Origin of the sequence: Microvirga arsenatis (genome assembly GCF_009910705.1) — a bacterium.
Lineage (GTDB): Bacteria > Pseudomonadota > Alphaproteobacteria > Rhizobiales > Beijerinckiaceae > Microvirga > Microvirga arsenatis.
The window spans coordinates 290736-304090 of record NZ_JAAAXJ010000001.1 but is presented as its reverse complement, the minus strand read 5'-3'; the positions used below and the strand labels follow the sequence as shown (position 1 = coordinate 304090).

The window sequence follows — 13355 nt, the reverse complement described above, 5'->3', positions numbered from 1 at the left end:
TCGGCGTCAACCTATGCGTCGGACGCGGCGAAAACAAGGACATCCTTCGTCTCGACCTCGATGCCCACATCCTGCCCCTCCCTCACGCCGGCGGGATCGTGGATGCGGGCCTGGAGCGGGCGGTCGACGCCCTGCACGTCGATATGGACCAGATCGACCTCGCCCAGAAACCGGCGGGAGACCACGCGGCCCGGCAGGCAGAAGCCGGCGGGCTTGAGCCTGAGCCCCTGCGGGCGCACGCAGACGATGGCCGCGCCGTCCGGCAGATGCGGCGCGGGAAAGACGCCCACGGGGCAGGTCACCTGCCCGTTGCGGACCACGCCCTCGAGCTCGTTGAAGTCGCAGAAGAACCGCGCAGCGAAGAGACTGGCGGGTCGCCGGTAGATCTCCTCGGCTTCGCCCTGCTGGATGATCGTTCCCGCCCGCATCAGGACGATCCGGTCGGCGATCCGCATGGCTTCCTCGGGATCGTGGGTCACAACGATCGTCGTAGCGCCGGTTTCTCTCAGAATTGCGACGGTCTCGTCGCGGATGGCGTCGCGCATGCGCCGGTCGAGGTTGGAGAACGGCTCGTCCATGAGCAGCACGCCGGGGCGCGGCGCGATGGAGCGCGCGAGCGCGACCCGCTGCTGCTCGCCGCCGGAGAGCGTGTGAGGGTACTCGTCGGCAAAATGCTCGAGGCCGACCCGGGACAGGGCCCGACGCGCGGCGATGCCGGCCTCGGAGGCGGAAAGATCCTTCAGGCCGAACATGATGTTCTGCAGGATCGTCATGTGCGGGAAGAGGGCGTAGTCCTGGAACATCAGCCCGATGCCCCGCTTCTCCGGCTCCAGGAAGGCCCCCGGTCCGCTGACCTCCAGGCGATCCATGAGGACGCGGCCGGAGGTCGGCGCCTCGACGCCCGCCGCGATGCGCAGGAGGGTGGTCTTGCCGCAGCCGGAATGGCCGAGCAGGCAGACGATCTCGCCCGGCTCGATGGTGAGCGAGACGCCGTCGAGGGCGCGCTGGCTGCCATAGGCCTGGACGATGTTCTCGAAGGTGAGCTGGGCCGGGATCGAGGCCCCTGCCGTGCCGCGCTGGCCCCACCGGGGCAGGCGGAACCGGTCGAGGGCGGAGCCGGCGGGCCTGGCCGTCATTCCTCGCCCGCCTCGGTCTGGTGCATGTCCAGAGGCTGCAGGAGATCGTCGTCGAGGGGGTCCTCGTCCTCGCGCAGGGCCTCCGCATCGGAGGGCGTCGGCACCGAGAAGTCCGAGGGGACGCGGCCCTCCAGGAAGCCGGCCCCCTTCAGCTCTTCGAGGCCCGGCAGGTCCTCGATGGCATCGAGGCCGAAATGCTCCAGGAACGCCGGCGTCGTGCCGTAGGTCACGGGGCGGCCCGGCACCTTCCGGCGCCCCCTCAGGCGGATCCAGCCCGTTTCGAGCAGGGTGTCGATGGTGCCCTTGGAGGTGGCGACGCCGCGGATCTCCTCGATCTCCGCCCGGGTGACCGGCTGGTGATAGGCGATGATGGCCAGCGTCTCCATGGCGGCCCGCGACAGCCGGCGCTGCTCGACCACGTCGCGGGCGAGCACGAAGGACAGGTCGCTCGCCGTGCGGAAGGCCCACTTGCCGGCAACCCTGACCAGGTTGACGCCCCGCAGCGCATAAAGCTCGGTCAGGTCGTGGAGGATCTTCTCCACGTCCGCCCCTTCCGGCAGACGCCCGGTGAGCTCCTCGGCGCTCAAGGGAGCGGCGGAGGCGAACAGCAGCGCCTCGGCGATGCGCATGGCTTCGCCGTGATCGGGCACATGATCGGGCCCTTGGCTGACTTCGGGAGCCTCGTCGTCCATCGTCTCGGGGGCTTCTTCCTGCATGTCAGGCAGCATCTCCAACTCCCGCCTCGGGCCGATCGGCAACCGGCTTGACCCAGACCGGAGCAAAAGCCTCGTCCTGCCGGATCGTGAGCTTGCCTTCGCGCACCATTTCGAGCGTCGCGGACAGGGCCGAGGCCAGGACGGTCGGGCGCATGGCGGGCTCGACCATGTATTCCATCAGATAGGTATCGAGGGTGACCCAGTCGCTCAGGTGGCCGACCAGGCGCTCCAGGGCCTCCCGGGCTTCGATCAGGGACCAGACATTGCGCTTGTGCAGGGACACCCGCGAGTTGAACCGGATCTGCCGCTGCTGGGCATAGGCCTTGAGCAGGTCGTAGAGGCTCGCCTCGTAGCGCGCGTCCCTGTTGACGACCACCGGCTCCGGGGCGCCGCGGGCGAACACGTCCCGGCCCAGCCAGGCGCGCTCGCCCATCCGCTTGGCCGCCTCGCGGATCGCCTCCAGGCGGCGCAGGCGCAGGGCAAGGGCCGAGGCCAGCTCCTCGGCGCTCGGCTCCTCGCCCTTGGGCGGCTCGGGCAGCAGCAGGCGCGACTTGAGGTAGGCGAGCCAGGCGGCCATCACGAGGTAGTCGGCCGCCAGCTCCAGGCGCAGGCGGCGCGCCTCCTCGATGAAGGCGATGTACTGCTCGGCCAGGGCCAGGATCGAGATGCGGTGGAGGTCCACCTTCTGGCGGCGGGCGAGTTCCAGCAGCAGGTCCAGGGGACCTTCGAACCCGTCCACGTCGACGAACAGGGCCGGCTCGCTCTCGGCGCGCTCGTTCAGCTCGACATCCTCGAAGGGTAAGGGCTTTGCCATCCGCCGTACTCAACTCACTCCGCTGGGAAGCTTCATAAGCTTTAGGCAACCGCCGCAAGCGCAGAATCGAGCCTTGCCCTGGCATCCACAGGATCCAGGGGCTCCGGCTCGTGGGCGATGCGCGCTAACGCAGCGGTAGCGCGGCGCAGGCCGTCGCCCTCCAGGACCGGGGCGGCCTCGGCCACGCCGGTCATCTCCTCCATGCTGCCGTTGCAGTGGAGGGCCATGTCGCAGCCTGCCGCGAAGGCGGCCTCGGTCCGCTCCCGGAAGGAGCCGGACAGGGCGTGCATGGACAGGTCGTCGGTCATCACCAGGCCGTCATAGCCGATATGGCCGCGGACGATCTCCTGCATGACGATGCGGGAGGTTGTCGCGGGCCGCTCCGGGTCGATGGCCGTGTAGACCACGTGGGCCGTCATCGCGAGGGGCATGTCGGTGAGCATGCGGAAGGGCGCGAAATCGTGGCGTTCGAGCTCCTCGCGGGAGGCCTCGACGACGGGAAGCGCCAGGTGGCTGTCGGCGCCGGCCCGGCCATGGCCCGGCATGTGCTTGATCACCGGCAGGACGCCGCCGGCGAGCAGGCCCTCGGCGGCCGCCCGGCCGAGCACGGCCACCCGGTCGGGGCTCTTGCCGTAGGCCCGGTCGCCGATCACGTCATGGGCGCCGGGCGACGGCACGTCGAGGACCGGCAGGCAGTCCACCGTGATCCCGACGGCGCGCAGGTCGTGGGCGATCAGGCGGGCTCCGAGCCGGGCGAGCTCGCGCTGCACCAGGGGATCGTTGGCGTGGAGGCGGCCATAGGTGCTGCCCGAGGGGTATTTCGGCCAGTGCGGCGGTCCCATGCGCTGAACCCGGCCGCCCTCCTGATCGATGAGGATCGGGGCATCCGCGCGCCCGACCGTCTCCCGCAGGGATGCGCAGAGCGCCCTCACCTGTTCGGGGCTGTCCACGTTGCGGCGGAACAGGATGAAGCCCCACGGCTGCGCCTCCCTGAAAAAGGCGATCTCGTCGGGGGTGAGCTCAAGGCCGGAGCATCCGGCAATAAAGGCGCGGGTGGTCATACCCGCGCCTTACGTCCCCTGCTCGGCAGGGTCAAGAAATCTCGGCCGCCAAGCTTGCTCAGTTCTTGGCGACGAAGCACTGGCCGCCCTGGCCCTGCAGCTTGGAGCAGAGGGATGAGGCCTCGTCCTTCGACAGCGGCCCGACGCGGACGCGGTAGATGGTGCTGCCGTTCACCTCGGCCTTGCGGATCATCGCCGGCATTCCCGCCAGGTCGGAATACTTGCGCTGGAACGACGCGAAGGTGGCCTGGGCTGCCGCCTCGGAATTGGCAAGGCCCAACTGCACGGAGAAGCCGCCGGTCGGGGTCGTCTCCGCGGCGGCCGGAGCCGCAGGCGCGGTCGGCTGCACGGCCGCCACCTTCTGCGGAGCGGGCGTGGCCGCGGCAGGAGTTGCCGCCGCCGGAGCAGGCTTCGGCGTTGCGGCCGGCGTGGCCGGCGCAGCCACGGGGGTGCTGGCCGCAGGCCTGGGCTGGGCCGAGGCGGTCTGGGTCGGAGCCGGAGCGGAAGTCGCCTGGGGCGGCAGGGCCATCGGCGCGGGTCCCGCCGGCTGCGGGGCCGGGGCTTCTCCCGCCACGGTGCCATCGGGACGGATCGTGACCGTGCGGACCTTCTTGGGCTCGCCGAGGTTCAGGCTGGCCGTCTGCTGCGGCTTGACCGTGCCGCCTGGAACGGTGCCGCCGGTCGCGTCGGCCACGGCGCCGCCGTTCATGCGCACCGCCTGCTTCACGTCGACGGGCTGCTCCTCGCGGTTGACCACCTTGGTCGCGGCGTCCTGGCTGGCGCGCTCGTAGATCTGCTTGTTCTGGTTGGGGATCTCGACCCCGCCCGGGTTCTGCGGCTGGATCTTGGTCGGCTCGTTGCTCGCCTTGATCAGCGGCGGCTCGCCGCCCGTGATGGAGGCCGAGCCGGACGCGAGGTAGGCTCCGCCGCCGCCGAGCACCAGGGCACCGACCACGGCCGCAATGGCGATCGGCCCCTTGCGGGAGGAAGCCCTCTCCACCGGCGGATAATCCATCCGGTCCGCCATGTCGTAGCCATCGTCCGCGTACTGATCCGCCTGATCGGGGTAGTAGTCGTGCGGGTAGGCACCGTTGCCATAGGCATCCTGAGCCTGCGGAGCCCCCTGAGGCGCATAGGCCGGCTCGGCCCGGGCCTGGCTCGGCGCGTAGCCGCCAAGGTTCGGGGAGGATGCCGCATGAGCCGCCTGCTGAGGACGCGCCGAGGTCTCGCGGGAGAGAGGCGTCACATTGTCGCGGACGGCAAAAAGATCGTCGGCCGAGGCGGCCTGCTGGCGCTGACGGCCGGAACCGTCGGCAGCCAGAATGGACTGGAACGGGTCGTCCTGCCCCACAATCCGGGCCAATTCCGCCAGCGGATCGTTCCGCACGGCGGAGCCATGCTGGGTTTGCGGGGTGCCCGCCTGGGCGAGTTGCCGCTCGATCTCGCTGAGGTCGACGGCAAAACGGGGCTTCACTGATTCGCTCATGCGCCGGATCTCCAGTTACGCGACAAGAGCACCTGCTGCTCCGCCGGCACGACGTGACAGAACCCGAGGCAACAGCGCCCTAAGCGATTGATCCGCTTCGGGAAACACTATCGCATTTCGTCAGGTGCCGTAACGCCCAGGATTGCGAGACCAGATGCGAGCACGCCCTTGAGGGCATGCACGAGAGCGAGCCTCGCTTGTGTTGAATCTTTATCAGTTAGATTAACAAAGCGTAATTGCGGCAAGTCTTTGCCCTTGTTCCATAAGCTATGGAACGCGCTCGCCAGATCGTAGAGGTAGAACGCGACCCGGTGCGGCTCGTGAGCCTGAGCCGCCGCCTCGATCATCCTCGGGAACTGGGCAATGCGGTGGACGATCTCCATTTCCGCCTCGTCGCTCAGGATCGAGAGATCGGCCTTCCCGAGCTGGGAGGCCGAGAGATCCGCTCCCGGGAACGCCTCGGCCGCCTGCCGGAACACCGAGGCGCAGCGGGCATGGGCGTACTGGACGTAGAAGACCGGGTTGTCCTTGGACTGCTCGACCACCTTGGCGAGGTCGAAGTCCAGGGTCGCATCGTTCTTGCGGAAGATCATCATGAAGCGGGTGGCGTCCCGCCCCACCTCGTCGACCACCTCGCGCAGGGTGACGAAGTCGCCCGAGCGCTTCGACATCTTCACCGGCTCGCCGCCGCGCAAAAGCTTCACGAGCTGGCAGAGCTTCACGTCGAGATCGGCCTGGTTATCCGAGACCGCCTTCACGGCCGCCTGCATGCGCTTGACGTAGCCGCCGTGGTCGGCCCCCCACACGTCGATCATGGTGGCGAAGCCGCGCTCGAACTTGGAGCGGTGATAGGCGATGTCGGAGGCGAAGTAGGTGTAGGAGCCGTCCGACTTCAGGAGCGGGCGATCCACCTCGTCGCCGAAGGCGGTGGCGCGGAACAGGAGCTGTTCCCGGTCCTCCCAATCCTCGTCCTTCTGGCCCTTCGGTGGCGGGAGCCGGCCCATATAGACGAGATCGCGGGCTTTCAGCTCGTTGATCAGCTTCGCGACTTCACCGCCATTCCCCTGCTGCAGGGAGCGTTCGGAGAAGAACACGTCGTGGTGGATGTTGAGCACCGCGAGATCGTCGCGGATCATGTCCATCATGGCGTTGATGGATGTCTCGCGGACCAGCGGCAGCCACTCGGCCTCCGGCTTGTCGAGCAGGCTCCGGCCATGCTCCTTCGCGAGCCGCTCGCCGACGGGCTTGAGGTAGTCGCCCGGATAGAGCCCTTCCGGGATCTCCCCGATTTCGTGCCCCAGGGCTTCCCTGTAGCGGAGGTAGGCCGAGCGGGCGAGGACATCGACCTGCGCGCCGGCATCGTTGATGTAGTACTCGCGGGTGACCTTGTAGCCGGCGAAATCGAGCAGCCCGGCGAGGGCATCGCCGAACACCGCGCCGCGGCAATGGCCCACATGCATCGGGCCGGTGGGGTTGGCCGAGACGTATTCCACGTTGACGGCGGCGCCCGCCCCCTGCCCGCTCCGGCCGAAACCGGCGCCGTCCACCACCGCTGCGCGGAGAACCTCGTGCAGGACCTGGGGCGCAAGGCGGATGTTGATGAAGCCGGGGCCGGCCACCTCGACCTTGGTGACGCGCGGGTCGGTCTCGAGATCGGCGGTGAGAAGCTCGGCCAGGGCGCGCGGGTTCATGCGCGCCTCCTTGGCCAGCACCATGGCGGCATTGGTGGCCAGATCGCCGTGAGACGGGTCGCGCGGAGGCTCGACCACGACGCGGCTGACGTCCAGCCCCGCCGGGATCTTACCCTCCTCGGCCAACCGGCCAAGCGCATCCGCAACCCGCTTCTCGAACAGCCCGAAAATGTTCATGGTACTCATCTCAATTGGGCGCCACGGCCCGACCGCAGCCGGAAAACGCTTCCTGAGCCCTCATCCTGAGGAGGCCGGCAGGCCGTCTCGAAGGACGAGGGCGTCTCCAGTGCTCTCTGGACCCTCCTTCGAGACGCCGCTTCGCGGCTCCTCAGGATGAGGGTTGCGTTTCAAGGCTTTAAAAAGACTGAGCCGCGCCTAACGCAAGTCCGGCGTCACGTCAAACAGGCGCCGGTGTTCGAGGATCGCATATCGGTCCGTCATGCCGGCGATGTAATCCGCCACCCGCCGGGCCAGGCGCGGTTCGTCGTCTCTCGGCAGATCGGTCTGCCACTCCTCCGGCATCAGTTCCGGCTCGGCCTTGAAGCGGCGGAACAGGTCCCGCAGCACGTCGTCGGCCTGCGCGCGGACGCGCATCACGTCCGGGTGGCGGTACATGCGGGCGTAGAGGAAGCGCTTGATCGAGGCATCCGCCTCCGTCATGGGCTTGGAAAAGCAGACAACCGTCTCCCCTGCCCCCCGGATGTCGTCGGCCGTCCGCGGGGACAGGGCCGCGATTCGGCGGTCGCCTTCCGCCACCACGTCCTCCACGAAGCGGGTGATCACGCGCCGGGTCAGCTCGTGGATCCGGCGCGAGAGGTCGAGCCCCGGGTAGCGGGCGTCGATCTCGGCGAGGAGCTCGTTCAGGAACGGCACCTCGCGCAGATCCTCGATCCGGAACAGCCCGGCCCTGAGGCCGTCGTCGATGTCGTGCGCGTCATAGGCGATGTCGTCGGCGATCGCCGCGGCCTGAGCCTCGCCGCCGGCGTGGGTGGCGAGTTCCAGGTCCTGCTGGGCGTTGTATTCGAGGATCGCCAGGGGCACTCCGCGAGCGGCGTAGCGCAGGGTCGGCCCGCCCCCGGCGTCGAGGAGGGGCCCGTTGTGCTTGACCAGCCCCTCCAGGGTTTCCCAGGTCAGGTTCAGCCCGTCATATTCCGCGTAGCGCCTCTCCAGGCGGGTGACGACCCGCAGGGCCTGGGCGTTGTGGTCGAACCCGCCGAAATCCGCCATGCACTCGTCGAGCGTATCCTCGCCCGTATGGCCGAAGGGCGTGTGGCCGAGGTCGTGGGAGAGCGCCAGCGCCTCGGCCAGATCCTCGTCGAGCCCAAGGGACCGGGCCAGCGCCCGGGCAATCTGGCTCACCTCGATGGTGTGGGTCAGCCGGGTCCGGAAATGGTCGCCCTCGTGATAGACGAAGACCTGGGTCTTGTGCTTGAGGCGGCGGAAGGCCGAGGAGTGGATGATCCGGTCCCGGTCGCGCTGGAACTCGCTGCGGGTCGGTGAGACGGCCTCAGGGAACAGCCGCCCGCGGCTTCCCCATGGATCGCAGGCATAAGGGGCTCGCCATCTCTCGCCAAAGGGCTGCACACATTTCCCCGGGTTGAAGCCTTGTCAGGGCGCACTTACCTTGCTCTTGACAGGCTATGCAAGAATTACGTCCTCACGAGGACTGGAAGTGCCCATGACCGCTATCACCCTGACAGACCGCGCCGCCCGCCGCATCAACGAGATCATGGCCTCGGAGCCCGCCGGCTCGCACCTGAGAATCAGCGTCAACGGAGGCGGCTGCTCGGGCTTCCAATACGCCTTCGATGTGGACCGGACCCGGCAGGCGGACGACCTCGTCATCGAGAAGGACGGGGCGACCGTGGTGGTGGACGAGGTCTCGATCCAGTACATGGACGGCTCCGTGATCGACTTCGTGGACGACCTGATCGGCCAGTCCTTCAGGATCGAGAACCCGCACGCCACCGCCTCCTGCGGCTGCGGCACCTCGTTCTCGTTGTAGAACACCCTACTCTCCCCAACCGGGCCGCCCTAGGCTAAGACTGGCTCCGCCGGATCGGCCGGCCTTGGGAGAAACAATGACTTTTCGGTATCGTGCAGGCGTCTGCGCCTTCGCTCTCCTTGCAGGCTCGGCCGCTCTCTCGGTCGAACCGGCCATTCTTCGTGACCTGGCCGTCGGCCAGGACAGCCAGCGCATCGCGGTCGGAGCCGTCAGGGTTCCGCTCTGGAGCGCCGCCTTCGCGCAATCCGCCGACAGCTTCAGCCTAGAGAACGTGCGCCTCACCTTCGGCCGCACCGCCTTCGAGGCGAAGCGCATCGAGTTCTCGGGCGTCACCTCGTCCCGGGCCGAGATCGAGGCCCTGTTCTCCTCCACCTCGACGGAGCCGATGGAAAACAGGCTCCGGCGCGTCGGCGCGAAGCAGGTCACGATTCCCGAGGCGCAGGTGAAGCAGACCCTGGGCAAGGAGGTCCAGACGACCACCTACCGGAACACGGTGCTGACGGACGTCTCCCAGGGCCGCATCGCCTCGACCCTGATCGAGGGGATGGCCATGGAATCGTCGGGCACCAAGGACAAGGTCGTGATCACCGGCGGCCGGACGACCCTGAGCGAGACCGACCTGGCGGCCATGGCACGGCTCTACGAGGCCAAGGCCGAGGGCCCCTCCGCTCCATTGGCCAAGATCTACGGGGCGTTCTCGCTCGAGAACGTGCAGATGGAGGACAGCCGGGAGGGCATCACCTTCAAGATCGCCCGCCTCGGCGGCCGCGACTTCCTCGCGCGTCCGACGAAGGATTCCTGGAGCGGCACCATGGCTCTCCTTACCGAGATGGGCGAGCGCCAGGATCTCTCGCAGGAGGACCAGGCGCGCCTCCTGCCCGCCATGGCCGACTTCCTCGACGCGTTCCAGATCGGCTTCATGGAGGCCGCCGGCATCACGACGGAGTCAAAAGCCAAGGATTCGCAGGGCCAGGCTCGCATCGCCCGCATCGCCTATACCGGCGGCACGGAGACCCGGCCGGCGGACATGCGTTTCGAGGGCCTCGAGTTCTCCGACAAGGAGAACCGCATGAAGCTCGGTTCCTTCAGCGTCACCGGCTTCTCGTTTCGGCAGACCATCGACGGCCTGAAAAACCTCCAGGGCAAGAGCTTCGACGATCTCGACCATGCCACGATGCGCAGCCTGATCCCGACCCTGGGAACCCTGCGCGTCTCGGACCTGGACGTGGACGTGCTCAAGAAGGAGAGCAAGACGAGCGAGCGGGTGAAGCTGACCGTCAAGGATGTCGAGGTGACAGCCGACAGGCCCGTCAACGGCATTCCGACCAAGGTCCGGCTCGCCATGCGCAACGGGGTCATCCCGGTCGTTTCAGGCAGCAACGACGATGCCCTAAGGGAGCTTGCCGCTCTGGGCTACAGGAGCATCGACACGTCCTATGCCGTGTCCGCGACCTGGAACGAGGCATCGAGCGAGATCGCCCTGGAGGAGGTTTCCCTCGAGGTTCTCGACATGGGCAGCCTCTCGCTGACGGGAACCATCGGCCAGGTGAGCAAGGACCTGTTCAGCGCCGACCAGGCGACCGCAGCCGCGGCCCTGATCGGAGCCAAGGCCAAGGCGGCGCAGGTGACGCTTGAGGACCGGGGATTGCTGATGCGCTACCTCGCCAAGGCCGCCAAGGAGCAGAAGACGAAGCCCGAAGCCCTGCAGCAGGTCTATGCGGCCGCAGCGCCCGCCGTGCTCTCCTCCCTTCTCGGCGGCTCGGAGCAGGCCAGGACGCTCGGAGCCGCCGTCGCCCGGTTCATCGCGAATCCCGGCAAGCTCACGGTGGATGCGCAGCCGAAGAACCCCTCGGGCTTCGGCGTGATGGACGCCATGCTGGCCCCCGACCCGAAGGCGATGCTCGACAAGCTGAACATCACGGCGAAGGCGGAGTGAGGCTGCCTCCCTTTTCGCCTTAGGTGTCATCCCCGCGAAGGCGGGGATCCATAACCACAGCAGCTCAGACATTGGCGATCCACGTCGCGCCTTGTTCTGCACCGTTAGCGGTTATGGATCCCGGGCTCTGCTGCGCAGCCCCGGAATGACAGAATTGCGTTCTTAAACCCTCAAATCAGCATCGGCTGATCCTGCTCCGACGCCTGCGCCTCGACGACCGCGATGGCCGTGAGATTCACGATGCCGCGCGCCGTCACCGACGGGGTCAGGATATGGGCGGGCTTGGCCGGGCCGATGAGGATCGGGCCGACGGGAAGCGAATCCGCCAGCATCTTGGTGAACTGGAACGCGATGTTGGCGGCGTCCAGATTCGGCATGATCAGCACGTTCGCCTCGCCCGTCAGGCGCGAATTCGGATTCACCCGGTCGCGCAGCATCTGCGACAGAGCGGTATCCGCCTGCATCTCGCCGTCGACCTCGAGATCCGGCGCACGCTCGTTGATGCAGGCCAGCGCGTCGCGCATCTTCAGAGCGGAGCGGCTGTCGGCCGCGCCGAAATCCGAATGGGACAGGAGCGCGATCTTGGGCTCGATGCCGAAGCGGCGCACGTGGCTCGCGCAGGCGATCGTCATGTCGGCGATCTGCTCGGCGGTCGGGTCGAACTGCACATGGGTGTCGGCGAGGAAGTAGGCCCCCTTCGAGGTGATCACCAGCGACAGGGCGGCCATCTCGTTCACGCCGGGAGCCAGCCCGATGATGTCCTTGATGTGCTTGAGGCGCGACTGGAAGCGGCCTTCGAGGCCGCAGATGAGCGCGTCCGCATCCCCACGCCTCACGGCCAGCGCGCCGATGACGGTGGAGTTGGTGCGCACGAGGGTGCGCGCCGCATCCGGCGTGATGCCCTTGCGGCCCGCAGCCTCCACATAGGAGGCGACGTAGTCGCGATAACGCGGATCGTCCTCAGGGTTCACCAGCTCGAAATGCTGGCCGATGGTCATCGAGAGGCCGAAGCGCTTCATGCGCGCTTCGACCACGTTGGGGCGTCCGATCAGGATCGGCCGGGCGATGCCCTCCTCGACGATGACCTGCACGGCGCGCAGCACCCGCTCGTCCTCGCCCTCCGCATAGATCACGCGCTTCGGATCGGCCTTCGCCTGCGAGAACAGCGGCTTCATGATGAAGCCGGAGCGGAAGACGAAACGGCTCAGGGATTCCGCATAGGCCTCCAGGTCGGCGAGCGGACGCGTGGCGACGCCGGACTCCATGGCGGCTTTCGCCACGGCGGGGGCGATGCGCAGGATCAGGCGCGGATCGAACGGGCTCGGGATCAGGGACTTGCGGCCGAAGGGATGCGCCTCGCCGCCATAGGCGCGCGCCACCACCTCGGAGGGCGCCTCGCGGGCAAGGCCCGCGATGGCCTTCACGGCGGCGGCCTTCATCTCCTCGTTGATGGTGGTGGCGCCCACATCCAGGGCGCCGCGGAAGATGTAGGGGAAGCACAGGACGTTGTTGACCTGGTTCGGGTAGTCCGAGCGCCCCGTGCAGATCATCGCGTCGGGGCGCGCGGCCTCCGCCTCCTCCGGCATGATCTCAGGGTAAGGATTGGCGAGCGCCATGATGAGCGGGCGCGGGGCCATCTTGGCCAGCATCTCGGGCTTGAGCACGCCGCCGGCGGAGAGGCCGAGGAACACGTCCGCATCCGCGATCACGTCGTCGAGGGTGCGCGCGTCGGTATCCTGCGCATAGACCTGCTTCCAGCGGTCCATGAGCTCGTTGCGGCCCTCGTGGACCACGCCCTTGATGTCGGTGACCCAGATGTTCTCGCGCTTCGCCCCGAGGGACACCAGAAGGTTGAGGCAGGCGAGCGCGGCCGCGCCGGCGCCGGAGGTGACGATCTTCACCTCCTCGATCCGCTTGCCGGCAAGCTCCAGCGCGTTCATCACGGCGGCGCCCACGATGATGGCGGTGCCGTGCTGGTCGTCGTGGAAGACCGGGATGCCCATGCGGGCCTTCAGCCGCTCCTCGACCTCGAAGCATTCGGGAGCCTTGATGTCCTCGAGGTTGATGCCGCCGAAGGTGGGCTCGAGGGCCGCGATCACCTCGACCAGCTTGTCCACGTTCTTCTCGGCGATCTCGATGTCGAACACGTCGATGCCGGAGAATTTCTTGAACAGGACGGCCTTGCCCTCCATCACGGGCTTGGAGGCGAGCGGGCCGATGTCGCCGAGGCCCAGCACGGCGGTGCCGTTGGAGATCACGGCCACCAGGTTCTGGCGGGAGGTGAGGTTGGCGGCCTGAGCCGGATCGGCGGCGATGGCCTCGCAGGGGGCCGCCACGCCGGGCGAATAGGCCAGGGCAAGATCACGCTGGTTGCCGAGGGGCTTCGTGGGCTGGATCTCGAGCTTTCCGGGACGAGGATGCTGATGGTAGAACATCGCTCCCGATTTCAGATCCTGCGAGATGCTCTCTCCCATCCCTGACGCTCCTTGCACCGGTCAAAACGCTTCGGA

10 protein-coding genes are annotated in these 13355 nt (G+C 67.8%); 2 read left to right on the top strand and 8 right to left on the bottom strand.

Annotation, left to right across the window (positions count from 1 at the left end; translation table 11 throughout):
- Nucleotides 1-11: 11 nt before the first annotated feature.
- The 7 genes from GR303_RS01430 to GR303_RS01400 all read right to left on the bottom strand — a co-directional run bounded on the left by GR303_RS01430 (nucleotide 12) and on the right by GR303_RS01400 (nucleotide 8488).
- The gene (locus GR303_RS01430) at nucleotides 12-1136 is read right to left on the bottom strand and encodes an ABC transporter ATP-binding protein (protein ID WP_161721620.1); all 1125 of its coding nucleotides are present in this window, start codon (nucleotides 1134-1136) and stop codon (nucleotides 12-14) included.
- Nucleotides 1133-1864, bottom strand: coding sequence for an SMC-Scp complex subunit ScpB (gene scpB, locus GR303_RS01425; protein WP_161721619.1), 732 nt, complete (start codon nucleotides 1862-1864; stop codon nucleotides 1133-1135). The genes GR303_RS01430 and scpB overlap by 4 nt, the downstream gene beginning before the upstream one ends.
- Complete coding sequence (locus GR303_RS01420; RefSeq protein WP_161721618.1) at nucleotides 1854-2666, bottom strand: segregation and condensation protein A; 813 nt, start codon at nucleotides 2664-2666, stop codon at nucleotides 1854-1856. The genes scpB and GR303_RS01420 overlap by 11 nt, the downstream gene beginning before the upstream one ends.
- Before the next feature lie 41 nt (nucleotides 2667-2707).
- On the bottom strand, nucleotides 2708-3727 hold the full coding sequence (nagZ, locus tag GR303_RS01415; protein ID WP_161721617.1) for a beta-N-acetylhexosaminidase: 1020 nt from the start codon (nucleotides 3725-3727) through the stop codon (nucleotides 2708-2710).
- A gap of 58 nt (nucleotides 3728-3785) precedes the next feature.
- Nucleotides 3786-5213, bottom strand: coding sequence for an SPOR domain-containing protein (locus GR303_RS01410; protein ID WP_161721616.1), 1428 nt, complete (start codon nucleotides 5211-5213; stop codon nucleotides 3786-3788).
- A 107-nt stretch (nucleotides 5214-5320) separates the two neighbouring features.
- A complete protein-coding gene (gene argS, locus GR303_RS01405; protein ID WP_161721615.1) occupies nucleotides 5321-7081 on the bottom strand; it encodes an arginine--tRNA ligase in 1761 nt (586 codons plus the stop codon).
- Between the two features lie 198 nt (nucleotides 7082-7279).
- Nucleotides 7280-8488, bottom strand: coding sequence for a deoxyguanosinetriphosphate triphosphohydrolase (locus tag GR303_RS01400; RefSeq protein ID WP_161721614.1), 1209 nt, complete (start codon nucleotides 8486-8488; stop codon nucleotides 7280-7282).
- Nucleotides 8489-8582: 94 nt separating this feature from the next.
- Between GR303_RS01400 and erpA the strand changes: the two genes are divergently transcribed.
- Both erpA and GR303_RS01390 read left to right on the top strand, forming a co-directional pair.
- On the top strand, nucleotides 8583-8909 hold the full coding sequence (gene erpA, locus GR303_RS01395; protein WP_161721613.1) for an iron-sulfur cluster insertion protein ErpA: 327 nt from the start codon (nucleotides 8583-8585) through the stop codon (nucleotides 8907-8909).
- A gap of 76 nt (nucleotides 8910-8985) precedes the next feature.
- The gene (locus tag GR303_RS01390; protein WP_161721612.1) at nucleotides 8986-10845 is read left to right on the top strand and encodes a hypothetical protein; all 1860 of its coding nucleotides are present in this window, start codon (nucleotides 8986-8988) and stop codon (nucleotides 10843-10845) included.
- A gap of 170 nt (nucleotides 10846-11015) precedes the next feature.
- Here the strand turns inward: GR303_RS01390 and GR303_RS01385 are convergent, their stop codons facing one another.
- Complete coding sequence (locus GR303_RS01385) at nucleotides 11016-13319, bottom strand: NADP-dependent malic enzyme (protein WP_161721611.1); 2304 nt, start codon at nucleotides 13317-13319, stop codon at nucleotides 11016-11018.
- Nucleotides 13320-13355 lie beyond the last annotated feature (36 nt).